Source organism: Streptomyces sp. NPDC102462 (genome assembly GCF_044765425.1).
GTDB lineage: Bacteria > Actinomycetota > Actinomycetes > Streptomycetales > Streptomycetaceae > Streptomyces.
Genome location: NZ_JBIWKB010000085.1, coordinates 1 through 20,951 on the forward strand (window position 1 = coordinate 1; position 20,951 = coordinate 20,951).

Genomic DNA, 20,951 nt, shown 5'->3' on the forward strand with positions numbered 1-20,951 from the left:
ATCGCCGGACTGATCACCTACATGGTCGTCGGCGGCCTGTCCGGCTTCTTCGAGGACCGCCTCGAAGAAGAGGAGGAACGCGAACACGAGGAAGAGGAGGAGGCCGCGCGCACCGGAAAGAAGCGCTCGGCCGTCGCCCTGGCCGGCAAGGCCGCGTTCTTCATGTTCCTCTACCTGGAGGTCCTGGACGCGTCGTTCTCCTTCGACGGCGTGATCGGCGCGTTCGCCATCACCAACGACATCGTCCTGATGGCCCTCGGCCTGGGCATCGGCGCGATGTACGTCCGCTCACTGACCGTCTACCTGGTCCGCCAGGGCACCCTCGACGACTACGTCTACCTGGAGCACGGCGCCCACTACGCGATCGGCGCCCTCGCCGTGATCCTCATGGTCACCATCCAGTACCAGATCAACGAGGTCATCACCGGCCTCGTCGGCGTCATCCTGATCGGCGCCTCCTTCTGGTCCTCCGTCCGCCGCAACCGCGCCCTCGCCGCGGCCGAGGGCGGCACCGGTTCGGACGAGAAGACCGAGGTCCCGTCCGGGGTGTGACACCCCGGCCGGTGAGGAACGCTCTGTGCGGGGCGGCCGACGCGCTCGGCCGCTCCGGCACGGGCCGGGCATGAGTACTGGGGGCGGGAATGGGCTTCTTCGACGGGCTGCTGGGCGGGCGCGCGGCCGAATTCGACTCGGGCAGCGCGGCCACCAACTCCATCCAGCTCACCAAGCGGCACCAGCAGGTGTCCCTGTCCAAGCAGGACGCGGCGACCGGGCATCTGCGCGTCAACCTGAGCTGGCGGATGCGGACGTCCGACATCATGGGCGGCGTCGAGCGCACCAGCCTGTTCCGGCACCCCTTCAAGGCGCTGAAACCCCCGGAGATCGTGGGCCACGGGCAGAGCATGGTCAACGTCGACCTCGACCTGGGCTGCCTGTACGAGCTGACCGACGGCACAAAGGGGGTCGTACAGCCGCTCGGCGGCTACCTCGGCGACATCAACGCACCGCCGTACGTCAAGCTGAGCGGCGACGACCGGTTCGGTTCGGCGTCCGGCGAGACGATGTACGTCAATCTGGACCACCGCGAGAACATCAAGCGGCTGCTGGTGTTCGTGTACATCTACGACCAGACCCCGGCGTTCGACCGCACGCACGCGATCGTCACGCTCTATCCGAGCAACGGGCCACGGATCGAGATAGGCCTGGACGAACGGCACCCGCAGGCACGCTCCTGCGCCGTGGTGCTGATCGAGAACATCAAGGGCGAACTGGTCGTCCGCCGCGAGGTCCAGTTCGTCTACGGCTTCCAGGGCGAACTGGACCGCCTGTACGGCTGGGGCCTCCAATGGGGCAGAGGCTACAAATCCCAACCAGGCCACTAGTTCATTCCACCGCCCCGAGCCTGTTCCGCCGAGCAGTGGCAGCGCCCCCAAAGGGGCGCGGGGAACTGCGCGACCGGCCACAACACACCCGCACCCGCCAACGCCCGACCGAGGCACCCCCCGAGGCGCCACCCGAACTTATTCCGCCGGGAAGCCCAGACCCCCCAGGGGCGCGGGGAACTGCGCGCCAAGCCACAACGGCGCCGCACCCGCAAACGGTCAGCCGAGGCACCCCCGTAGGCGCCCCCGCCAAACCGTCACCGCACGAACTGCGGCCCCTGAGGCGGCAACCGCACATCCGGCGGAGCCACCGGCGGAGCCACAGCCACCGCCGGCGGATAGCCATACGCCGGCTGAGCCGACCCAGGCTGCGGATACCCATACGCAGGCTGCCCAGCCCCAGGCTGCGGATACCCGTACGCGGGCTGCACCGGCACGGTGGACGGCTGCTCAGGCGGCAACGGCCGGGACACCTCCGGAGGAGCAGCAGCCGCCTCCGACTCCGCCGCTTCCGACTCCGCCGACTCCGACTCGTCCACCGAGATACCGAAGTCCGTGGCCAGCCCCTTGAGCCCGTTGGAGTACCCCTCGCCCAGGGCACGGAACTTCCACCCCTCACCACGGCGGTACAGCTCACCGCAGATCAGCGCCGTCTCCGCCCCGGTCTCCGGCTTCACGTCGAAGTACGCCAGCGCCGCACCGTCGGCGGCCGTCGCGTCGTACAGCAGGATGCGCAGGGACCGTACGCGATCGAAGGTGACGCCGTCCGCCGAGGCGACCAGCAGAATTCGGCCCACCCCGGGGTCGACTCCCGAGAGGTCTGTCTGGATCGTGTCGGTGAGGCCCTCGGCGACCCGTTTCTTGCCGAGCCGCCACACCGTCCCCGACGGATGCCGGGGCTGGTTGTAGAAGACGAAGTCCTCGTCGGAACGCACACGACCGCCGGGGCCGAGGAGCAGCGCAGAGGCGTCGATGTCGGGAACCCCCTGCCCGGGGGCCCAGCGCAGCACGGCCCGCACGGTCGTGGCCTCCAGCGGGACGTTCGACCCTTTCAGCATCGCGTGCGTCATGCGGTCATCCTGCCCTCTCGGTCCTGGTCACGACAACGCGGGGGGTGCCCGCGACCGACACGGTCGAGTTACCTGAAATTCATGCCCAGCGGGAACCCAGGGCATGGATCCCTACGTACTATTACCGGCCACCCCAACACGGAACCCACAGGCCCACCTTGCACCACGGGGGAGTTATATGCGTCATTTCGGGCACATCGCCCCTGAGGTGCGGCGGCGCCTCTTCCACCAGGAGCCGTGCGAGTTCACCGCCGACTCCGCGGCCCGGCAGCTCTCCGCGGGCCTGGGCGCCACGCTGTACAGCCCGGCCACCCGGCCGCGGCTGGCCGACGACATCGTCAAGCAGGCCGGACTCGGCGTGGTCTCGATGGTGCTGTGCCTGGAGGACTCGATCGACGACGCGGACGTCGTGGCCGGCGAGGAGAACCTGGTCCGGCAGTTCGCCGACCTGGCGTCCCGGCGTGGCGCGCAGCTGCCGCTGCTCTTCATCCGGGTCCGCCACCCCGAACAGATCCCCGACCTGGTACGGCGCCTGGGCCCGAGCGTCCGGCTGCTGTCCGGCTTCGTCCTGCCGAAGTTCACCGAGGAACGCGGCATCCCCTTCCTGGAGGCGCTGACCGGCGCCGAAGCGGCCAGCGGCAGGCGGCTGTTCGCCATGCCCGTCCTGGAATCACCCGAACTGCTGTACCGGGAGTCACGGGTGGAGACCCTGGAGGGCATCCTGCGCGCGGTCGACAAGTACCGCGACCGGGTGCTGGCCCTGCGTCTCGGCGTGACCGACTTCTGCTCCTCCTACGGACTGCGCCGGCCGCCCGACATGACCGCGTACGACGTCCAGATCGTCGCCTCCGTGATCGCCGACGTGGTCAACATGCTCGGCCGGGCCGACGGCACCGGCTTCACGGTCACCGGACCGGTGTGGGAGTACTTCCGGGTCCCGGAGCGCATGTTCAAGCCGATGCTGCGCCGCAGCCCCTTCCTGGAGGGGCAGGCCGTCGAGCTGCGTGAACGGCTCATCGAGCACGCGATGGACGGACTGCTCCGGGAGATCTCCCTCGACCAGGCCAACGGCCTGCTCGGCAAGACCTGCATCCACCCGTCCCATGTGCTGCCCGTGCACGCACTGTCCGTGGTCAGTCACGAGGAGTTCAGCGACGCCCAGGACATCCTGCGCCCGGACCGGGGCGGCGGGGGCGTCCTCCGGTCGGCGTACACCAACAAGATGAACGAGGTGAAGCCGCACCGCGCCTGGGCCGAGCGGACCCTGCTGCGCGCCGAGATGTTCGGCGTCGCCCACGAGGACGTCGGCTTCGTCGAGTTGCTGGCCGCCGGAATACCCGGCTGAGCACCCGCGGCACAAGGAACCCATGAACCCCATGAATCACACCCGCACGGTCTGGTCCGGCAGCTGGGTCGCCGAACGGCTCGGCGTCCAGCTGACGGGCGACGACACCCTCACGGACCTGCTCGGACTCGCGCTGCGCCGCAACCCCAAGCGGGCGCATCTGCTCGTCTCCAACGTGCTCGGCAAGCACGTACCGCAGTCACCGGCCGTGGTGTACGGCCACGGGGTCACCCTCGGCCGGCGGGTGCGTGAGCTGCTGGGCGACGAGGAGGCCGCCACCGCGGTCGTCCTCGGTTACGCGGAGACCGCGACCGGGCTCGGCCACTCGGTCGCCGACGGCCTGCACCTGGCCCCCTGTCTGCACTCCACGCGCCGCCCGGTACCCGGCGTGGCACGGGCCGGCGGCTTCGAGGAGTCCCACTCGCACGCCACCTCCCACCTGCTGCTGCCGGAGGATCCGGCGCTGCTGGTCGGCGACGGCCCGCTGGTCCTCGTCGACGACGAGTTCTCCACCGGGAACACGGTGCTGAACACCATTCGTGACCTGCATGAACGCTATCCGCGCTCGCGCTATGTGGTGGTCGCCCTGGTCGACATGCGCTCGCCGGCCGACGCCGCCCGGCTGGCCGACTTCGCCCGCGAGATCGGCGCCCGCGTGGACCTCGTCGCAGCCGCCTCGGGCACGGTGCGCCTGCCGGCGGACGTCCTGGAAAAGGGCCAGGCCCTGGTCGCCCACCACGAGCCCACCACCCCCGCCGACACCCCCACCGCCCCCACGGAGGCGCACGCCACGACGAGGCCGGACGGCCTCACCGCGGCGGAGGACCCGACGGGGCCGGACGGCGGCACGAGGGCGGAGAGCCCCACGGCGGACGACTTCCCGGCGGATGGCGGCGCCCCGGCGGACCGTGTTGCGGCCGAGGCCGCAGGCCGGTTCGGAGCCGCCGTCGCTCCTGAGCGGGCGGCGAGTGGGCGCGGTGGCCGGATCGCGTTGCGGTGGCCGTGCGGGCTGCCCGACGGGGGGCGGCACGGCTTCACGCCCGCGCACCGTGCCCGCCTTGAGCGGGCCCTGCCGGCCATGGCCGCCCGCGTCGCCGAGGCCCTGCCCGCCGACGCCCGGCGCGTCCTGGTCCTCGGCTTCGAGGAACTGATGTACGCGCCCCTGCGCCTCGCCCGCGAACTGGAGCAGATCGTCACCGCCGAGGTCCGCTACTCCACCACCACCCGCTCACCCGTACTCGCCGTCGACGACCCCGGCTACGCGATACGCAGCCGCATCGTCTTCCCCGCCCACGACGACCCGGCCGACGGCCCCGGCGAGCGCTACGCCTACAACGTGGCGGGCGGCGGCTTCGACGCCGTCGTCGCGGTCGTCGACTCGGTCGCCGACACCCCCGAACTGCACGCCCCCGACGGCCTGTTGGCCCGGCTCGGCGAGCACAGCCCGCACGTCCTGCTCGCCGTCGTACCGTCGTACGTCCCCGAGCCCCGGTACGTCCCCGCCGCCTGCGAGGAGAGACCCGCCATGCTGCCCGAGCCCCTTCGCGGCCCCGCCTTCTCCTCGTACGCACCCGACGAGGTCGGTTGGCTGCTCCAGGACCTCTCGGACGTCACCCTGGAGGCGCCGACCGAGGAGCGCGAGGAGGCCATCCAGAACGGCGGGGCCCACTACGCCGAGTCGCTGCCGGTGGAGTACCAGCCGAGCGAGCAGTACCAGGAGCTGTTCCACCAGGCCCTCGACGCCTCCGCCGCACGGCTGGCCCGGGCGGTCGGCGTCGTCACCGAGACGGTGATCGCCGAGCGGTCCCCCCGCCCCGTCCTGGTCTCCCTGGCCCGCGCGGGCACCCCCGTCGGCGTGCTGATGCGCCGCTGGGCCCGGTTCCGGCACGGACTCGACCTGCCGCACTACGCCGTCTCCATCGTGCGCGGCCGGGGCATCGACGTGAACGCGCTGCGCTGGCTGGCCGCCCACCACGACCCGCAGGATATCGTCTTCGTCGACGGCTGGACAGGCAAGGGCGCCATCACCCGCGAACTCGCCGCCGCGATCCGGGAGTTCGAGGAAGCCGAGGGCATCACCGGCTTCGACCCGGAGATCGCGGTGCTGGCCGACCCCGGCTCATGCGTACGGACCTACGGCACCCGCGAGGACTTCCTCATCCCGTCCGCCTGCCTCAACTCCACGGTCTCCGGCCTGATCTCGCGTACGGTCCTGCGCGCCGACCTCGTCGGACCGCAGGACTACCACGGCGCCAAGTTCTACCGCGAACTCGCCGGTTCCGACCTGTCGCCGGTCTTCCTGGACGCCGTCTCCGCACGCTTCCCCGAGGTCGCCGACCCGGTGGCCGCCGCCGTGAAGGAACTGGCCGCCGCCGACCGCACCCCGAGCTGGGCGGGCTGGGCGGCCGTCGAGCGCATCAGCGAGGAGTACGGCATCCACGACGTGAACCTGGTCAAGCCCGGCGTCGGCGAGACCACCCGGGTGCTGCTGCGCCGGGTGCCGTGGAAGATCCTCGCCCGGTCCGGCGCGGGCGCCGACCTGGACCATGTGCGGCTGCTGGCCGAACAGCGCGGCGTACCCGTCGAGGAAGTGGACGAACTCCCCTACACCTGCGTGGGTTTGATCCACCCCCAGTACACGCGGGGCGCCACCGGCGCCGACGGCAGGGCGGTGACGGTCTGATGCCGGTGCTCGTGGCGAGCGACCTCGACCGCACCCTGATCTACTCGGCGGCGGCCCTCGCGCTGACCATGCCGGACGCCCGGGCGCCGCGGCTGCTGTGCGTGGAGGTGCACGAGAGCAGACCGCTGTCGTACCTGACGGAGACCGCCGCCCAACTGCTCACCGAGTTGGGTGACGCGGCCGTGTTCGTGCCGACCACCACCCGGACCCGCAGGCAGTACCAGCGCATCAACCTGCCCGGCCCGGCGCCCGCCTACGCGGTCTGCGCCAACGGCGGGCACCTGCTGGTGGACGGCGTGTCCGACCCCGAATGGCACGCGCGGGTGCTGGCCCGGCTGGCGGCCGAGTGCGCCTCCCTGGACGAGGTCAGGCGGCACCTCGCCGACACCGCCGATCCCGCGTGGGTACGCAAGCACCGGGTCGCCGACGATCTGTTCGCCTATCTGGTCGTCGAGCGTGAGCTGCTGCCCGAGGACTGGGTGAAGGAACTCGCCGTGTGGGCCGAGAACCGGGGCTGGACGGTCTCCCTCCAGGGCCGCAAGATCTACGCCGTGCCCAAGCCGCTGACCAAGAGCGCGGCCGTACGCGAGATCGCCCGCCGCACCGGGGCGGAGCTGACGCTGGCCGCCGGGGACTCCCTGCTCGACGCCGACCTGCTCCTTGCGGCCGACCGCGGCTGGCGGCCAGGACACGGCGAACTGGCCGACTCCGGCTGGACGGCCCCCACGGTCAGCGCCCTGCCGGAGCGGGGGGTACTGGCCGGGGAACGCATCCTGCGCGAGTTCCTGCGAACGGCTCGGCGGGGAACGTAGCGGTCATCTGGGGGTGCGGCTAGCCGCAGCAGCCGCCGCCGCAGCAGCCGCCGCCTCCGGCGTTCGGGCGGGGTGCGGACGTCGGTGCGGACGCGGATGCCGAGCCGCCGACGGCCACGGTCGACAGGAGCTTCACCGTGTCGTCGTGGCCCGCGGGGCAGACGGCGGGCGCGGCGGACTCCGCCATGGGGCGGCTCAGTTCGAAGGTGTCGCCGCAGCTCCGGCAGCGGTACTCGTAGCGAGGCATGCGCACAGGTTATCTGCCGGGGTGGCCTGTTGCAGTTACCGTTCGATTCCGAGCGCAGCGGCGTTGTCGCTGTGCCTGGGCCGTCATTCGCCTGCGGCGCCGTCGTGGCTGGTCGCGCCCACGGTCCCGCCGTCCGTGACCGGTCGTTTCCCGGCTGCGGCGGCGTCGTGGCTGGTCGCGCAGTTCCCCGCGCCCCTTTGGGGCGGGACCTGCCGTCGGTCGGCTGCGGCTGCATCGGGTCTCGCCGTCTATGAGCGGTCGTTTCCCGGCTGCTGCGGCGTCGTGGCTGGTCGCGCAGTTCCCCGCGCCCCTTTGGGGTGGGACCTGTCGTCGGTTGGCTGCGGTGGCGTTGTGGCTGGTTGCGCCCGCCCGGCGGAGCCGCTTGTCGATACAGCCCCGCGCCCCTTTGGGGCGTTTTCCTACTGGGGTTCGTGTCGTTGTTCTAGTTGTCGGGGTTCGGGGTGGCGGGCTCGCCAGTAGGGGTTGTCGTGGGGGAGGGTCGAGCTGACGCGGCCGTACATGCCGAAGGCCATCAGCAGCAGGCCGACCACGAAGCTGAACAAGACGTTCTGGATGCGGAACGCGAGGAAATTGTAGGGACTGTCCAGCAGGGCGAGGTTCACGAAGCCGCTGAGCAGGAACAGGATGCCGAGGGTCATGTTCAGCGTGGACGCGAAGTTCGCGCCGATCACCATGCCGACACACAGCAGCACCCCGACGCAGATCGACAGGACACTGAGCGTGCCGTTGGTGTTCAGGCCCAACGCCGTGTTCCCGCCGGTGTTGAAGAAGCCGATGTTGTCGGTCAGGCCGAGGACGCCGAAGGCCACCAGGAACAGGCCCATCAGGCCCGCGCCGATCCGGTAGACCAGATTCAGCCGGTGATCGACGGGCAGGTGCTCGTCGAACCGGATCCGGCGGCGCGTCTCCGGCCGCATCGTATGTGAGGCCATCTCCGCCTCCCTTGGGCGTGTGCGGAGGCCATGCGTACCACCCAATATCCGCCCACCCCGCCCCCCGGGCAAATGTCGGTCAGTGACCGGGGGCGCCGCGCTCCTCACGGATGCGGGAGACCACGCGGGCCACCGTCTGCCGCACCGCCTCCGTCTCGGTCAGGAAGTGCCAGTAGTCGGGGTGGCGCCCCTCCAGCGTGGCGATCGCCCGCTCCAGGCGGGCCACCGAGTCGTCCAGCGGCCGGGCGTCCCGCGGGTCCGGCGTGGCCCGGCCCGTCATGGCCAGCCGCTGCGCGTCCCGGATCGCGAACCGGGTCCGCTCGATCTCCCGCTGCGGATCCTTCTGCACGGCGTTCAGCCGGGTCAGCCGGTCACCGGCCGCCGACACCGCCTCGTCCGTGGTGTTCAGCAGCGCCCGCACGGTCGACAGCAGCGACGTGGCGTCCGCCCAGCGCTGCGCGTCCCGGGCCGCCTGCGCGTCGCGCAGCTTCAGCTCGGCCTGCCGTACGTTCTCGGCGGCCTGCGCCGGCACCTGCTGGAGGTCCTGCCAGCAGGCCGCCGCGAACCGGCGGCGCAACTCGCTCAGCACCGGGTCGACCTGCCCGGCCCGGGTGGTCAGGGCCTGCGCCCTGGTCCGCAGGCTCACCAGACGGTGATCGATCTCGGCGGCCTGCGCCGGCCGCCGCTCCGCCTCGACCCGGATCGCCTCCGCCTCCCGCGCCACCCGCTCGGCCCGCTCCAGCGTCGGCTGCACCCCGTGCCGGCCGGCACCCTGGTTCAACCGGGTCAGTTCGGGGGAGAGCGCCGCGAGCCGGGCGGCGAGGTCGTCCGCCTTCAGCCCCGTACCACGGACGGCGTCCAGCGCGTTCGAGGCGGCGAGCAGCGCCTGCCGGGCCCGTTCCACGGCGGGCGCGAGCCGGGCCAGCTGGGTCTCGGCCTTGCCGAGCAGCGGTCCGAGCCCGTCGCCGAACCGGTCCAGCTCCTGCTTGACCCGGACCAGTTCCTCCTTGGCCGCGGTCAGCTCGCCGCGCGCCTGGGAGGCGACGGACGCCTCCAGGTCGTCCCGGTCCAGGTCATGCGCGTCGACGGCCTCGATATAGCGGTGGCTGGCCTCGTCGATGCGCCGGCCGAGCGCGTCGAAGTCGGAGACGGCACGCCGGGCCGCGGGGGAGTCGTCGACGGCCGTGATCGTCTCGATGGAGATCCTGAGGTCACGCTGGGCCGTGTCCAGCTCGTAGAACGCGGCCGCCGCGGCGTCCTTCGCGGCCTGCGCCTGCGCCCGCTGGCTCTCCGCCCGCCCGCCGAACCAGCGCCGGGTGCCGCCGCCGGCGAACGCGCCGGGCACCGCGAGGGCGACGAGCACGGGCAGACCCATCAGGGTGAGGGCGTCCCGGAGGGCCGAGGGGCCGCGCCTGGGCCGTGCGAACGGCGGGTACGGCTGCGATGGTGTCGTCGCCGGTGTCGCCGTCACATCCCTCTCCCGTGCTGTGCTGCGTCCTCGGTGGTGTCATTCTCCCACCCACAGAGGACGAACACACGGGCCGGTCAGTTCGCCGTCCGTACCGTGATCTTCCCGTCCCGGGCGTGCGCGGTGACCGCGTGGGCGCTGGCGTCGTCGCGCGGTACGGACACGTCCACCGAGCCGTCGACCGCGCCGGTCGTCACCCGGTACGTGGCGCGGGGCAGGTCGACGGTGATGGAGCCGTCGTCGGTGCGGGCGTCCACCAGGTCGGGTACGGCGCGCAGTTGGAGGCGGACCGAGCCGTCGTGGGAGCGGGCCCGGACCGTCGGCGAGGACACCTCGGCGTGCACGGAGCCGTCGTCGGTGCGCAGGTCGAGCGGGCCGCTGGAGTCGGTGACGCGCACGGAGCCGTCGTGCGTACGGATGTCGAGCGCGTCCTTGAAGCCGCGCGCCCGTACGCTGCCGTCGTCGTCCTCCACCTTGACGGCGATCCCGCGCGGCACCTCGATGCGGTGCCGGGCCGAGCAGTCGGCGACCAGGCCGGAGCACTTCACCCGCAGCTCCAGCCGGTCGTCCTTCATCGACCAGGTCACCCGGGGATCGCCGCCGACGACGACCGACCCCTGGAACCACCGGGTGACCTTGACCGTGTCCGCCTTGGCCGAGTCCACGGCGACGATCTCCAGCGCCGAGTCGTCGGAGTCGACGGTGAGGGTACGGCCGTGCAGCGTGAAGTCCCGGTGGTCGGGATGCTTGTCGTCCCCGGCGGAGGCACCGCAGCCGGCGGCCCCGGCGACCACCACCACGACAGCACCGACGGCGACGCCCGCACGGGCACGAACAGAACGAACCATGAGACGAATCTCCCCCTGAGCCGAACGACACGGACCTCCCCCCGACGCTAGGCCCTCGTCCCCCACCCACCGATCCGGCCCACTACCGCATCCACGGTGGGGATAACCCCCGGTACGGGTTTGCGGCGCACCGCCGTCGGCAAGGTAGGCTGTCGACTCATTCGGGGTGCGTAGCTCAGGGGTAGAGCGCCTGCCTTACAAGCAGGATGTCGGCGGTTCGAAACCGTCCGCGCCCACCGGTAACGGTCCTTCGGAGGTGGCTCCGGGGGGCCGTTTCTGCGTCTGGTTCCGTTCGCGGAGCGGGGCGCGTCCATCTGGACCCCCGTCTCGCGGGTCGGACCGGGGCTGCGGCGGGTGCGGACCTAGCATCCGTGGACGTGGCAGACATCCCCGATCGGCTCATCGCACTGGAACGCACCGCCGAGGAAGAGCGGGCGAAGCTCGCCGGGCTCAGCGGCGATGACTACGACGCGCAGTGGCGCCGCTGGCGTACGGCCGCCGAGGCCGCGCAGGCGGCGATCACCGAGCACGCCAAGCAGACCGAGGCCAACCGGCACGAGGTGGAGCAGGCCGTGAAGAAGGCCGTCCGGCATGCCGAGGAGGACCCCGCGGAGTGAGCGGCCGAGGCGGCCATGGCCTCGGTTCCCGGTCCGCGCGCGCTGTGGGGCGGTCCGCTGTGCGCTCGTCCGCGCGCGGGGAGAGTGTGGAGACATGACCGGCACGAAACCCGTGGTGATCTACCCGCCCGACGAGGAAGGCGGTCGGCGGGTGCGCGTGAACGGGGAGATTCTTGGGCGCGCGTTCAGCCTTCAGGACATCGCCCGCTTCATGCAGCAGGCGGGTTTGCAGGGCTGGGACGAGATGGACGTGGTCCGCTCCACGCTGATCGAGTGGCGCGGTGGGGGGCCGGGGGTATGGCGGCACTGACGGAACCCGTACGTCAGCGCTCCGCTGGGGGTGCCGCGGGGGGTCGTCGGTTGTCTGCGGCGCCATCGTGGCTGGTCGCGCAGTTCCCCGCGCCCCTTGGGGGTGTGGCGCGTTGTCTGTTGTCTGCGGCTGCGTCGTGGTTGCTCGCGCAGTTCCCCGCGCCCCTTTGGGGTGGCCTTTGTTAGTTGATGTGGACTTGGATTGTGCCGTTCTGGGTGCGCTCCGGGCGTACCTGGGTGAGGTCGGGCACCGTGATGTCCGGGTTGTGTTTTCCGGCGCGTGGGCCCACGCCCACCACCCGCATGCCCGCGGAGCGCCCCGCGGCGATGCCCGCTCCGGAGTCCTCGAAGACGAGACAGTCGGCGGGGTCGACGCCGAGTTCCGCGGCGCCCTTCAGGAAGCCCTCGGGGGAGGGCTTGCTGGCGCCGACCGATTCCGCGGTGATGCGTACGTCCGGCAGGTCCAGCCCGGCCGCGGCCATCCGCGCCGTGGACAGGGGGACGTCGGCGGAGGTCACGAGGGCGTGCGGCAGCCCGCGCAGGGCCCGTAGGAAGGCGCTCGCGCCGGGGATCTCGACCACGCCGTCCATGTCGGCGGTCTCCTCGGCGAGCATGCGGGCGTTGTCGGCGAGGTTCTGCTCGACGGGCCGGTCGGGCAGCAGTACGGCCATGGAGGCGTGCCCTTGGCGGCCGTGCACCACCGTCATCACCTCGTCGCCGTCCAGTCCGTGCCGCTCGGCCCAGCGCCGCCAGATGCGTTCCACGACGGCGTCGGAGTTGACGAGCGTGCCGTCCATGTCGAGCAGCAGGGCGCGGGCGGTGAGGACGGTGGGCGGCATGGGCGGCGGCTCCAAGGCGGCGGGTGGCGGGCCGGCGGCGGGCGCCGGGCGCTGGGAAGGTCGGGTGCGCCCCCAGAGGGACACGGCACCCCGGAGGCACACAGCGCCCCCGGAGGGACAAGGCGGCCCCGCCCGCCGGTCAGGGAAAGCGGGCGGGAGCCACTTTGTTTCTCTACGGTACAAAACGAAGGCGCCATCCCGCCACCGCCGCGTCAACCGTTCACGCGACGTTCAGCTCACCCGCGGGCCGGGAGGGCGGCGCCCCAGGCCGCCTCGATCATCCGGAAGATCTCGTCCACCGCGCCCTCGGGATCGGCCGCCTCACGGGCCAGTGAAAACGCGTCGATCGCGAACCTCGCGATCGTCCGGCAGGCCGTCGTGGTCTGTGACAGTCCGGGATCGGCGGCGATGGCCGAGGCCAGCGACTCCGCATGGCGCAGCCGCATCGACTCCTCGTACTCCCGCAGGGCGGGTGACGCGTCGATCATGCGCCAGACCGGGGCGGCGCCGTCCGCCGTGCAGTGCCGCACCAGGGCCAGGATCTCGCGGCGCAGCGCGGGGATCAGCGGCTCGTGCGGTGCCCGTTCGGTGACCGCCTGTGTGAGGCGTTGCTCGAAGTTCTGGTCCTGCTCGAACACCAGGGCCTCTTTGGAGGCGAAGTGGGAGAAGAGCGTGGTGACGGCCACGTCGGCCTCGGCGGCCACCTCGCGGATGCCCACCGCGTCGTACCCGCGTTCCATGAAGAGCCGCAGGGCGGTGTCGGCGATCTTCTGGCGGGTCGCGGCCTTCTTGCGCTCACGGCGTCCGGACGGCACGGTCATGCCCTGACGCTATCAGATGCAAAACTGGAACGGTTTTTAAACCATAACCGTTAGTGTTACGGTCGGCGGCATGAAGAAAGTGAGCTTCGCCGAGTTCGGCGGTCCGGACGTGCTGCATCTCATCGACGCCGAGGAGCCCCACGCGGGGCCCGGTCGGATACGTATCGCCGTGCGGGCGGCGGGCGTGAACCCCGTCGACTGGCGGATCCGGGAAGGCCAGTTCCAGCAGGTCCATCCGATCGAGTTGCCCGCCGGAGTCGGGCAGGACGCCGCCGGGGTGGTGGACGAGGTCGGCGAGGGTGTCGAAGGGGTCGAGGTCGGCGACCGCGTGTTCGGTGAGGGTGCGAGCACCTATGCCGAGTTCGCCGTGCTGTCGGCCTGGGCCCGTATGCCCGAGGGGCTGACGTTCGAAGAGGCGGCCGGTTATCCCTCCGTGGTGGAGACCGCGCTGCGCATCATCGGCCAGGTCGGTGTGCGGTCCGGGCAGACGCTGCTGGTCAGCGGCGCGTCCGGGGGAGTCGGGTCGGCGGTGCTGCAGATCGCCCGCGACCGCGGCATCACGGTGATCGGTACGGCCGGTGCCGCGAACCAGGACTATCTGCGCTCCCTGGGCGCCCTCGCCACGCCGTACGGCGAGGGCTGGGTCGAGCGGGTGCGGCGGCTCGGCCGGGTCGACGCGGCGCTCGATCTGGCCGGTTCGGGTGTGATCCGCGAGCTGGTCGAGCTGACCGGGGATCCGCAGAAGGTGGTCTCCATCGCCGATCTCGGTGCGCCGGAGCTGGGTGTCCGGTTCTCCGGGGTGGCCGGGAGCATGCCGGAAGCGCTCGCCGCGGCCGTCGGCCTCATCTCGCGGGGCAGGCTCCATATCCCGGTCGAGAGGTCGTACACGCTCGGCGAGGCCGCGGCGGCGCACGTCGACAGCCAGGCCGGTCACACGCGTGGGCGCCGGGTCCTGGTCGTCTGAAAGCCGTCCTCACGGCCGCCGGTGTTCGTCAGGGCGTCTTCGTCAGGGCGTCTTCGGGCGCGGGGCGTCGGCCGGCCCCTCGTGTGCCGCGTCCGCGGTCCCGGTCTGTGCGAGCGCGGCGAGGAGCCGCAGCTTCTCGTCGCTGTCGCTGTCCTTGTCGGGGTAGTAGACGACGAGGATGACGTCGTCCACGGGGAGCTTGTCGCGGTGCAGCCTGAGGTCACCGACGACGGGGTGGTGGACCGTGGTGGTGCCTCCGTCCATGGTGCGGACGTCGTGCCGGGCCCACAGGGTGCGGAACCGCTCGCTGGACAGCGCGAGTTCTCCGACGAGTTCGACGAACCGGGGGTTGTCCGTGTCGTCCCCGATGGTGGTGCGCAGGGCGGCGACGAAATCGGCGGTGGCTTTCGGCCAGTCCTGGTGGAACGCCTGCTCCTCGGGGTCGAGGAGCAGGGAACGCAGCCTGTTCTGGCCGGGCCTCAGGCGCGGGGAGAGCGCGACGGCCATCGGGTTGGAGGCCAGCACGTCGAAGGCGCGTCCTTCGACGAACGCGGGGATCTGGAGATGGGCGAGGAGCTGGTGCACCCGTGCCGGTACGTGCTCGGGTCGCTTGCGGCGCGGTGCCCTGGGGCGTGCCGCCGCGAGGCCGAGCAGATACGTCCGCTCGACGTCGTCGAGACGCAGGACGCGCGCGAGCGCATCGAGGACCTGGGGCGAGGGGTTCTTGTCACGGCCCCGCTCCAGGCGCAGGTAGTAGTCGGCGCTGATGCCGGCGAGCAGGGCGACCTCCTCGCGGCGCAGGCCCGGGACACGGCGGTTGCCGCCGGCCGGGAGTCCCGCCTGCGCCGGGGAGACCAGCTCGCGTCGTGCGCGTAGGTAGCTGCCGAGTCGGTTGTCGGATTCCGCGTCCTTCATGGCGCCACCGTAAAACGCCGCGCGGGTCTGAGCGGGGGTCCTGGCAGGACCAGGGAAGACGGGGGCTCTGCCACATCCGGTGGTTGCCGTCAAGACTTGTGGCATCACCGTTTGAGAAGTTTGAGAAAGGGAGGACCTGTCATGGATCTCTCCAACCGCACCGTTCTCGTCGTCGGCGGCACCTCGGGCATCGGGCGGGAACTGGCCCGCCGGTTCGCCGCGGCCGGCAGTACCGTGGCCGTGGCCGGCCGTAACCCGGAAGCGCTGTCGGAGCTGGCCGCGGAAGGCTTCGGCACCTTCGGCATCGATGTCACCGACGGTGACTCCGTCGACCGTGCCCGCGACGCCGTGCTCGCCCGGTATCCCGGGCTGGACACCGTGGTGACGATGTCGGGCGTCATGCTCATGGAGGACCTGCGCGATCCCGCGCACTTCGAGGCGGCGCGTACGACGATCGACACCAACCTGGTCGGCACGATCCGGGTCGTCGACGCCTTCACCCCGCACCTCGTCGACCGGGGCGCCGGCACCTTCGTCACCGTCACCTCCGGCATCGCGTTCCTGCCGTTCCCGCCCATGCCCACCTACGCCGCCTCGAAGGCCGCGGTGCACGCCTACTCCGAGGCCCTGCGCGCACAACTCGACGGCACCGGCGTCGACGTCGTCGAACTGGTCCCCCCGGCGGTCGCCACGGCAGGACAGGAGAAGGTGAACCCGCACGCACTGCCGCTCGACGACTTCGCCACCGAGGTCATGCAACTGCTGTCGCAGGACCCCACCCCCCACGAAATCCTGGTGAAGGCAGTCCACCTCCACCGCTGGGCAGAACGCGACGGCACATACGACACCCTCGTCGCCCAACGCTCCCAGGCCCTGGCCATGCTCCCCACCCGCAAGTAACGCCCCGAAGGAGACGCGGGGGACTGGGTGGTCAGGTGGGACGTTGCCGTAGGTGTCGTATGGCAGGGGCGCCGGGCTAGATGGGGAACTTGATGCCTGTCAGTTCCTCGGAGGTGGTCCAGAGGCGGTGTTGGGTGGCGGCGTCGTAGGACTGCGGGCTTGAGGTGACCAGGCGGGGGTGTCCCTTGACCTCGGTCCGGCCGCCGGGGCCGTAGTACTGCCCGCCGAGGACGGCGGGGTCGGTGGCGGCCCGCAGGGTGGGCAGGGCGCCCATCGGCGCCTTCTGGGTGATCGCCGGCGCGAGCCAGGTCAGCGGCGTGCGGACGATCGCCGGGGTGTTGCGGGCCAACTCGGTGTTGGACATGCCGGGGTGCGCGGCCACCGCGACGGTGCTGCCGTGCGCCGCGAGCCGCCGCTGCAACTCGTAGGTGAACATGAGGTTGGCGAGCTTGGACTGCCCGTAGGCGCCGACCCGGCTGTACGACCGCTCCCACTGCAGGTCGTCGAAGTGGATCGCGGCCCGGATGCGGTGCCCGGTGCTGCTGACCGTCACCACCCGGGAGCCGGGCACCGGCAGGAGCAGGTCCAGCAGCAGCCCGGTGAGCGCGAAATGCCCCAGGTGGTTGGTGCCGAACTGCAGCTCGAAGCCGTCCCGGGTGGTCTGCTTCGGCGTGTACATCACCCCCGCGTTGTTGATCAGCAGGTCGATCCGCCGGTGACGGTCGCGCAATGCGGCCGCCGCGGCGCGGACCGAGTCCAGCGACGTCAGGTCCAGGGCCTGCACGGTGACGTCGCCGATCATCCGCGCGGCGGCCTGCTTGCCCTTCTCGGTGTCGCGCACGGCCAGCACCACCGACGCGCCGCGCTCCGCGAGCACCCGGGCCGTCTCGAAGCCCAGGCCGGTGTTGGCGCCGGTCACCACGGCCACCCGTCCCCGTTGTTCGGGAACATCCCGCTCGGTCCACTCCATGAAATCCTCCTTATATACCGCCGGTACATTGCGTCTCCCCCGAACGTAAGGGACCGGCGGTACATTGTCAAGGGACCGGCGGTACATAAGCTAGGCTGGCGGTCATGACCTTCCAGCGGGCGCGCAGTGAGGAGCAGCGCGAGATCCGGCGCCGGGCGATCCTGGACACGGCGGCGGCGATGCTCGACGAGATGCCGGTGGCCGAGGTGAGCCTCAACGAGCTGAGCCGGCGCGCGGGCCTCGCCAAGTCGGCCCTGTTGCGCTACTTCGACTCACGCGAGGCGGTGCTGCTCGAACTGCTGGACTACTTCCTGCAGACCTGGCTGACGGAGCTGCCGGACGAGCTGGCCGCCGGCATCGACGCGAGTCTGCCCGCCGAGCAGCGGGCCGGCCGGCTGGCCGAGGTGCTCAGCCGCTCGCTGGCCGCCCGCCCCGTGCTGTGCGATCTGTTCGGGGCGCAGGGCGGCGTCCTGGAGCACAACGTCACCCTTGAGGTCGCCCTGCGTCACAAGCGGTCCTCGCTCGACGCCCTGGCGACCATGACCGGCCTGGTCCACCGGCATGTGCCGGAACTCGGCGACGGTGCTCAGACATTCTGCCTGCATGCCCTGATCCTGGCCGGCGCGTTGTCGGCCTACTGCCCACCGCCGGCCGCCGTGCTCGCCGTCTACGAGGCCGACCCCTCGCTGGCGGCCCTGGGCGTCGACCTGGGCGAAGCCCTGAGACTGGGCCTAGACGCGGCCCTACTGGGCACCCTGCCCCGCACAACCTAGAAGCCCACGCCAGCTTTCTGGGCGCCGCCCGGCATTCCAGGGGCGCGGGGAACTGCGCGCTCAGCCACAACGCTCCCGCACCCGCCATACGCCAACCCGAGGCACCCCCTTAGGCGCCCCCGGACCCAGGCCGGCTTTCTGGGTGCCGCCCGGCATTCCAGGGGCGCGGGGAACGGCGCGCCCAGCCACACCTAATGCCGCACCCGCCCACCGGCCAGCTGAGGCACCCCCTTAGGCGCCCCGGCCAAGACAACACCGCACTCGCCCGCTCACAAATCGAGGCAAACCCCCCATGCGCCCCGCCCAAGCCCACCGCAGGGTTGTCGTGTCATGTGCACGTCACTAGCTTCTTACCGCACACACACCCGCACGCAACACGGGCCCGCGAGCATTCCCACGCTCGCACCCCAACCCCCTCACCCCTCAAGGGAGTTCGCATGGCCAAGTTCTACGCGCGTCGACGTGTCAGCATACTCGCCGCGCTCACCGGTCTCATAGCCTCCGTCGCGCTCTTCAACTCCCCGACCGCCTCCGCCGCGCTCCCCACCCCGGTCAGCGGCGCCACCGCCCGCAGCTACCTCTCGCAGCTCACCGTCGCCACGGAGAACCGCACCGGCTACAGCCGCGACCTCTTCCCGCACTGGATCACCATCAGCGGCACCTGCAACACCCGCGAGACGGTCCTCAAGCGCGACGGCTCGAACGTCGTCACCGACTCCTCCTGCGCCTCCACCAGCGGCAGTTGGTACTCCCCGTACGACGGCGCCACCTGGTACGCCGCCTCCGACGTCGACATCGACCACGTCGTCCCGCTCGCGGAGGCATGGGACTCCGGCGCCAGCAGGTGGACCACCTCCCAGCGCCAGGCGTTCGCCAACGACCTGACCCGTCCGCAGCTCATCGCCGTCACCGACAGCGTGAACCAGGCCAAGGGCGACAAGGACCCGGCCGAGTGGATGCCGTCCCGCACGGCCTACCGCTGCACGTACGTCCGCGCCTGGGTCCAGGTGAAGTACTACTACAACCTCTCCGTCGACTCCGCCGAGAAGAGCGCCCTCACCAGCTACCTCAGCGGCTGCTGATCTCCGGAACCGCCCCGCCCGCCTCCGTCGTTCCGTACCGTACGGGACGACGGAGGAGGGTGAGCGTGGCCGAACTGCGCCTGGGACCACTGCTGAGGTACGCCGACGGCAGGACCGCGACCGTCTGGGTCGAGGCGAGCCGGCCGTGCGCCGCCGAGGTGCGCTGCGCGGACGGCGCGACCGGCACGGCCCGCACCTTCCAGGTGGCGGGACATCACTACGCCCTCATCCCGGTGACCGGGCTCACGCCGGGCACCTCGACGGCGTACGAGGTGTTCCTGGACGACACGCGCGTGTGGCCGCTGCCCGACTCGCCGTTCCCGCCGTCCGCGATCCGCACGCCCGCCGCGGACGACACCGTGCGCATCGCCTTCGGCTCCTGCCGCTGGGCCGCGCCCCCGGCCGGCGAGCGCGACCCGGTCGGCCCCGACGCGCTGGACTCGCTCGCCGCCCGGCTGGCCGCCGACCCGGACGGCGAACGGCCCGACGTACTGCTGCTGTTGGGCGACCAGGTGTACGCCGACGAGACCTCCGCGGCGATCCGGCGCCGCCTCGCCGCCCGCCGCGACCTGAGCGATCCTCCGGGCGCCGAGGTCGCGGACTACGAGGAGTACACCTGGCTCTACTACGAGTCCTGGCTGCACCCCGAGGTGCGCTGGCTGCTGTCCACCGTGCCCAGTTGCATGATCTTCGACGACCATGACGTGATCGACGACTGGAACACCTCCGCCGCCTGGCTCGCCGACATGCGGGCCACCGACTGGTGGCGCGAGCGGCTGCTGAGCGGTCTGATGTCGTACTGGGTCCACCAGCACCTGGGCAATCTGTCCCCGGCCGAACTCGCCGCCGACCCGCTGTACGCGGCCGTACGGGAGACCCCCGACGCCACCGATGTGCTGCGCGCCTTCGCGGCCGAGGCCGACGCCGATCCCGCCTCGGTCCGCTGGAGCTACCGCCGCGACTTCGGACGGGTCCGGCTGCTGATGGTGGACACCCGGGCCGCCCGGGTGCTCGACGAGGACGGCCGCGCGATGCTCGACCCGGGCGAGGCGGCCTGGCTGCGCGAGCAGGCGCTGGCCGACCGGGGCTCCTGCGACCACCTGCTGATCGGCAGCTCGCTGCCCTGGCTGCTGCCGCACCTGGTGCATGACGCCGAGACCTGGAACGCGGCGCTGTGCAGGGGCGAACGCGGGCCCCGCTGGGCGCGGTTCGGCGAGGACGTGCGCCGCCGTGCCGACCTGGAGCACTGGGCGGCCTTCCCGGAGTCCTTCGCCGCCCTGGCCGCACTGCTCGCCGAGGCGGGCTCGGGGCCGGGCGCGCCGGCGACCGTCCTGGTCCTCTCCGGGGACGTCCACCACGCGTACGTCGCCGAGCCGTCCTGGCCGGCCGGGCCGCCCGACGCCCGGGTCCTCCAGCTCACCTGCTCTCCGGTGCACAACTCCATCCCGCTCTCGATCCGCCTGGGCTTCCGCTTCGGCTGGAGCGGGGTGGCGCGGGGCCTGGGCCGCCGGCTGGCCCGGCACGGCCGTTGCCCGCAGCCGCCGGTGTCCTGGCGCAGGACGGGCGGCCCCTGGTTCGGCAACCAGCTCATGACGCTGACGCTGACCGGACGTTCGGCCCGGCTGCGCCTGGACCAGGCAGCGCCGAACGGCAGCCTGACGACAGCGGAGAACACCTTCCTCACCACCCCCTGAGCAAGCGGCAGTCTGCCGGGTCGGTCCCCGCCCGCCGGGTCCGTGCCCCGAAGGGGCGCGGGGAACTGCGCGACCGGCCACAACGCCGCCGCAGTCGCCCGACGGCGTCCATGGCCCCGACAGGGCAGCGCGACAGGAACCGCCGGAATCCCACCGACGGCGACCCGCCGGGTCCGTGCCCCGAAGGGGCGCGGGGAACTGCGCGACCGGCCACAACGCCGCCGCAGTCGCCCGACGGCGTCCATGGCCCCGACAGGGC

21 protein-coding genes and 1 tRNA gene are annotated in these 20,951 nt (G+C 71.7%); 13 read left to right on the top strand and 9 right to left on the bottom strand.

What is annotated here, in order from left to right:
* Positions 1–552, top strand: a 552-nt coding sequence (locus ACIRFL_RS40035; protein ID WP_404039467.1) for a DUF475 domain-containing protein, incomplete at its 5' end; no start/stop codon positions are given.
* An 89-nt stretch (positions 553–641) separates the two neighbouring features.
* Complete coding sequence (locus ACIRFL_RS40040; RefSeq protein WP_404039470.1) at positions 642–1,382, top strand: Tellurium resistance; 741 nt, start codon at positions 642–644, stop codon at positions 1,380–1,382.
* Between the two features lie 257 nt (positions 1,383–1,639).
* Here the strand turns inward: ACIRFL_RS40040 and ACIRFL_RS40045 are convergent, their stop codons facing one another.
* Positions 1,640–2,452, bottom strand: a complete 813-nt coding sequence (locus tag ACIRFL_RS40045) for a TerD family protein (protein WP_404039473.1) — start codon at positions 2,450–2,452, stop codon at positions 1,640–1,642.
* A 178-nt stretch (positions 2,453–2,630) separates the two neighbouring features.
* Between ACIRFL_RS40045 and ACIRFL_RS40050 the strand changes: the two genes are divergently transcribed.
* Genes ACIRFL_RS40050 through ACIRFL_RS40060 form a run of 3 tightly spaced genes read left to right on the top strand, consistent with a single transcriptional unit; the run spans position 2,631 to position 7,292 of the window.
* Complete coding sequence (locus ACIRFL_RS40050; RefSeq protein ID WP_404039476.1) at positions 2,631–3,797, top strand: HpcH/HpaI aldolase/citrate lyase family protein; 1,167 nt, start codon at positions 2,631–2,633, stop codon at positions 3,795–3,797.
* Between the two features lie 31 nt (positions 3,798–3,828).
* Positions 3,829–6,480: a phosphoribosyltransferase gene (locus tag ACIRFL_RS40055; RefSeq protein WP_404039479.1), complete on the top strand. Its 2,652-nt coding sequence runs from the start codon at positions 3,829–3,831 to the stop codon at positions 6,478–6,480.
* A complete protein-coding gene (locus ACIRFL_RS40060; protein WP_404039482.1) occupies positions 6,480–7,292 on the top strand; it encodes an HAD family hydrolase in 813 nt (270 codons plus the stop codon). Before ACIRFL_RS40055 ends, ACIRFL_RS40060 begins: the two co-directional genes overlap by 1 nt.
* Positions 7,293–7,311: 19 nt before the next feature.
* Here the strand turns inward: ACIRFL_RS40060 and ACIRFL_RS40065 are convergent, their stop codons facing one another.
* The 4 genes from ACIRFL_RS40065 to ACIRFL_RS40080 form a co-directional block, all read right to left on the bottom strand.
* Entirely contained in the window at positions 7,312–7,539 is a 228-nt protein-coding gene (locus ACIRFL_RS40065) for a zinc ribbon domain-containing protein (RefSeq protein ID WP_404039485.1), read from the bottom strand.
* A gap of 419 nt (positions 7,540–7,958) precedes the next feature.
* The gene (locus ACIRFL_RS40070) at positions 7,959–8,492 is read right to left on the bottom strand and encodes a DUF4383 domain-containing protein (protein ID WP_404039488.1); all 534 of its coding nucleotides are present in this window, start codon (positions 8,490–8,492) and stop codon (positions 7,959–7,961) included.
* A 79-nt stretch (positions 8,493–8,571) separates the two neighbouring features.
* Positions 8,572–9,963, bottom strand: coding sequence for a hypothetical protein (locus ACIRFL_RS40075; RefSeq protein WP_404039491.1), 1,392 nt, complete (start codon positions 9,961–9,963; stop codon positions 8,572–8,574).
* A gap of 74 nt (positions 9,964–10,037) precedes the next feature.
* Complete coding sequence (locus ACIRFL_RS40080; protein ID WP_404039494.1) at positions 10,038–10,808, bottom strand: DUF4097 family beta strand repeat-containing protein; 771 nt, start codon at positions 10,806–10,808, stop codon at positions 10,038–10,040.
* 164 nt (positions 10,809–10,972) lie between these two features.
* On the opposite strand from ACIRFL_RS40080, the gene ACIRFL_RS40085 reads away from it, so the two are divergent.
* The 3 genes from ACIRFL_RS40085 (at position 10,973) to ACIRFL_RS40095 (ending at position 11,735) form a co-directional block, all read left to right on the top strand.
* Positions 10,973–11,044, top strand: a tRNA-Val gene (locus ACIRFL_RS40085).
* 141 nt (positions 11,045–11,185) lie between these two features.
* Complete coding sequence (locus tag ACIRFL_RS40090; protein WP_404039497.1) at positions 11,186–11,425, top strand: hypothetical protein; 240 nt, start codon at positions 11,186–11,188, stop codon at positions 11,423–11,425.
* 94 nt (positions 11,426–11,519) lie between these two features.
* A complete protein-coding gene (locus ACIRFL_RS40095; RefSeq protein ID WP_351728839.1) occupies positions 11,520–11,735 on the top strand; it encodes a hypothetical protein in 216 nt (71 codons plus the stop codon).
* Between the two features lie 181 nt (positions 11,736–11,916).
* Here ACIRFL_RS40095 and ACIRFL_RS40100 read toward each other — a convergent pair whose 3' ends face one another.
* Both ACIRFL_RS40100 and ACIRFL_RS40105 read right to left on the bottom strand, forming a co-directional pair.
* Positions 11,917–12,573 carry an HAD family hydrolase gene (locus tag ACIRFL_RS40100; RefSeq protein ID WP_404039501.1) on the bottom strand — a complete coding sequence of 219 codons (657 nt, stop codon included), beginning with the start codon at positions 12,571–12,573 and terminating at the stop codon, positions 11,917–11,919.
* A gap of 236 nt (positions 12,574–12,809) precedes the next feature.
* Complete coding sequence (locus ACIRFL_RS40105; protein WP_404039504.1) at positions 12,810–13,394, bottom strand: TetR/AcrR family transcriptional regulator; 585 nt, start codon at positions 13,392–13,394, stop codon at positions 12,810–12,812.
* A gap of 70 nt (positions 13,395–13,464) precedes the next feature.
* Here ACIRFL_RS40105 and ACIRFL_RS40110 point away from each other — a divergent pair, with 70 nt between their 5' ends.
* Entirely contained in the window at positions 13,465–14,358 is an 894-nt protein-coding gene (locus ACIRFL_RS40110) for an NADP-dependent oxidoreductase (RefSeq protein ID WP_404039507.1), read from the top strand.
* Positions 14,359–14,400: 42 nt separating this feature from the next.
* Here the strand turns inward: ACIRFL_RS40110 and ACIRFL_RS40115 are convergent, their stop codons facing one another.
* Entirely contained in the window at positions 14,401–15,273 is an 873-nt protein-coding gene (locus tag ACIRFL_RS40115; RefSeq protein WP_404039509.1) for a helix-turn-helix transcriptional regulator, read from the bottom strand.
* 141 nt (positions 15,274–15,414) lie between these two features.
* Here ACIRFL_RS40115 and ACIRFL_RS40120 point away from each other — a divergent pair, with 141 nt between their 5' ends.
* Positions 15,415–16,173: an SDR family oxidoreductase gene (locus ACIRFL_RS40120; RefSeq protein WP_404039512.1), complete on the top strand. Its 759-nt coding sequence runs from the start codon at positions 15,415–15,417 to the stop codon at positions 16,171–16,173.
* 76 nt (positions 16,174–16,249) lie between these two features.
* On the opposite strand, the gene ACIRFL_RS40125 is transcribed toward ACIRFL_RS40120, so the two are convergent.
* Positions 16,250–17,143, bottom strand: a complete 894-nt coding sequence (locus ACIRFL_RS40125; RefSeq protein WP_404039515.1) for an SDR family NAD(P)-dependent oxidoreductase — start codon at positions 17,141–17,143, stop codon at positions 16,250–16,252.
* A gap of 104 nt (positions 17,144–17,247) precedes the next feature.
* Between ACIRFL_RS40125 and ACIRFL_RS40130 the strand changes: the two genes are divergently transcribed.
* From ACIRFL_RS40130 to ACIRFL_RS40140, 3 genes are all read left to right on the top strand, one after another.
* Positions 17,248–17,916: a TetR/AcrR family transcriptional regulator gene (locus ACIRFL_RS40130; RefSeq protein ID WP_404039518.1), complete on the top strand. Its 669-nt coding sequence runs from the start codon at positions 17,248–17,250 to the stop codon at positions 17,914–17,916.
* Positions 17,917–18,353: 437 nt separating this feature from the next.
* Positions 18,354–18,998: an HNH endonuclease family protein gene (locus tag ACIRFL_RS40135; protein WP_404039521.1), complete on the top strand. Its 645-nt coding sequence runs from the start codon at positions 18,354–18,356 to the stop codon at positions 18,996–18,998.
* 65 nt (positions 18,999–19,063) lie between these two features.
* Positions 19,064–20,692 carry an alkaline phosphatase D family protein gene (locus tag ACIRFL_RS40140; RefSeq protein WP_404039524.1) on the top strand — a complete coding sequence of 543 codons (1,629 nt, stop codon included), beginning with the start codon at positions 19,064–19,066 and terminating at the stop codon, positions 20,690–20,692.
* The last annotated feature ends 259 nt before the right edge of the window (positions 20,693–20,951 follow it).

Excerpts from the sequence above, each read along its gene's own strand:
- ACIRFL_RS40040 (WP_404039470.1), top strand. The coding sequence starts at position 642 with ATGGGCTTCTTCGACGGGCTGCTGGGCGGGCGCGCGGCCGAATTCGAC.
- ACIRFL_RS40045 (WP_404039473.1), bottom strand. The coding sequence starts at position 2,452 with ATGACGCACGCGATGCTGAAAGGGTCGAACGTCCCGCTGGAGGCCACG.
- ACIRFL_RS40050 (WP_404039476.1), top strand. The coding sequence starts at position 2,631 with ATGCGTCATTTCGGGCACATCGCCCCTGAGGTGCGGCGGCGCCTCTTC.
- ACIRFL_RS40055 (WP_404039479.1), top strand. The coding sequence starts at position 3,829 with ATGAATCACACCCGCACGGTCTGGTCCGGCAGCTGGGTCGCCGAACGG.
- ACIRFL_RS40060 (WP_404039482.1), top strand. The coding sequence starts at position 6,480 with ATGCCGGTGCTCGTGGCGAGCGACCTCGACCGCACCCTGATCTACTCG.
- ACIRFL_RS40065 (WP_404039485.1), bottom strand. The coding sequence starts at position 7,539 with ATGCCTCGCTACGAGTACCGCTGCCGGAGCTGCGGCGACACCTTCGAA.
- ACIRFL_RS40070 (WP_404039488.1), bottom strand. The coding sequence starts at position 8,492 with ATGGCCTCACATACGATGCGGCCGGAGACGCGCCGCCGGATCCGGTTC.
- ACIRFL_RS40080 (WP_404039494.1), bottom strand. The coding sequence starts at position 10,808 with ATGGTTCGTTCTGTTCGTGCCCGTGCGGGCGTCGCCGTCGGTGCTGTC.
- ACIRFL_RS40095 (WP_351728839.1), top strand. The coding sequence starts at position 11,520 with ATGACCGGCACGAAACCCGTGGTGATCTACCCGCCCGACGAGGAAGGC.
- ACIRFL_RS40100 (WP_404039501.1), bottom strand. The coding sequence starts at position 12,573 with ATGCCGCCCACCGTCCTCACCGCCCGCGCCCTGCTGCTCGACATGGAC.
- ACIRFL_RS40105 (WP_404039504.1), bottom strand. The coding sequence starts at position 13,394 with ATGACCGTGCCGTCCGGACGCCGTGAGCGCAAGAAGGCCGCGACCCGC.
- ACIRFL_RS40110 (WP_404039507.1), top strand. The coding sequence starts at position 13,465 with ATGAAGAAAGTGAGCTTCGCCGAGTTCGGCGGTCCGGACGTGCTGCAT.
- ACIRFL_RS40115 (WP_404039509.1), bottom strand. The coding sequence starts at position 15,273 with ATGAAGGACGCGGAATCCGACAACCGACTCGGCAGCTACCTACGCGCA.
- ACIRFL_RS40120 (WP_404039512.1), top strand. The coding sequence starts at position 15,415 with ATGGATCTCTCCAACCGCACCGTTCTCGTCGTCGGCGGCACCTCGGGC.
- ACIRFL_RS40125 (WP_404039515.1), bottom strand. The coding sequence starts at position 17,143 with ATGGAGTGGACCGAGCGGGATGTTCCCGAACAACGGGGACGGGTGGCC.
- ACIRFL_RS40130 (WP_404039518.1), top strand. The coding sequence starts at position 17,248 with ATGACCTTCCAGCGGGCGCGCAGTGAGGAGCAGCGCGAGATCCGGCGC.
- ACIRFL_RS40135 (WP_404039521.1), top strand. The coding sequence starts at position 18,354 with ATGGCCAAGTTCTACGCGCGTCGACGTGTCAGCATACTCGCCGCGCTC.